This window comes from Streptomyces sparsogenes subsp. cuspidosporus (assembly GCF_039532705.1).
Taxonomy (GTDB): Bacteria; Actinomycetota; Actinomycetes; order Streptomycetales; family Streptomycetaceae; genus Streptomyces; species Streptomyces sparsogenes.
In genome coordinates this window covers 1-726 of record NZ_BAAASD010000142.1, presented here as the reverse complement: position 1 = coordinate 726, position 726 = coordinate 1, and the positions used below count along the sequence as shown (strand labels likewise).

Below are 726 nucleotides of genomic sequence, written 5' to 3'. Positions count from 1 at the left end.
GGGTGGTGGGGGGTGTGGCAGACGGTGTCCCAGTCCACGGGGGTGCCGTGGACGGCGAGTTCCGCCAGGGAGAGCATCAGCTGGTGGTGTGTGCCGTGGTCACGGCGGAAGGATCCGGTGACCACGGCGCGGGTGTTCCCGGCCTCGCTGGTCTCCTGGATGCTGGTGGTGACCACCGGATGCGGACTCACCTCCACAAACGCCCCATAGCCCGCCTCCAGCGCGGCACCGATCACCGGCGCGAAACGCACCGGCTGCCGCAGATTGCGATACCAGTACTCGGCACCCATCCCCGAGCCATCGATCACCTGTTCCTCAACGGTGGACCAGATGGGGATCTCACCGGCCCGAGGACTGACAGGAGCCAACGCCTCGAGAAGCTGGTCCCGCACACCATCGACGTACGGACTGTGGGACGCGTAGTCCACCGCGATCCACCGCGCCCGTACCCCCTGCTCCTCACACCCGGCAATCACCTCGGACAGCGCATCCCGGTCACCGGAGACAACCGTCGTGGCCGGGCCGTTGACCGCCGCAACCGATACCCGGCCCGACCACCCCTCGATCAGCCCCACCACCCGCTCCGCATCGGCGGCGACGGAGGCCATGCCACCCTCACCCGCCAGCGACAGCAACGCACGGCTGCGCAACGCCACCACCCGAGCCGCATCCCGCACACTCAACGCCCCCGCCACACAAGCCGCCGCAATCTCCCCCTGCGAATGC

Annotated in this window: 1 protein-coding gene; it reads right to left on the bottom strand. The window is 69.0% G+C overall.

Annotated elements, in window-relative coordinates; all coding sequences use genetic code 11:
• Positions 1-726 (bottom strand): acyltransferase domain-containing protein (locus tag ABFY07_RS42750; RefSeq protein WP_346179620.1); only part of this gene is annotated, 726 nt, incomplete at both ends.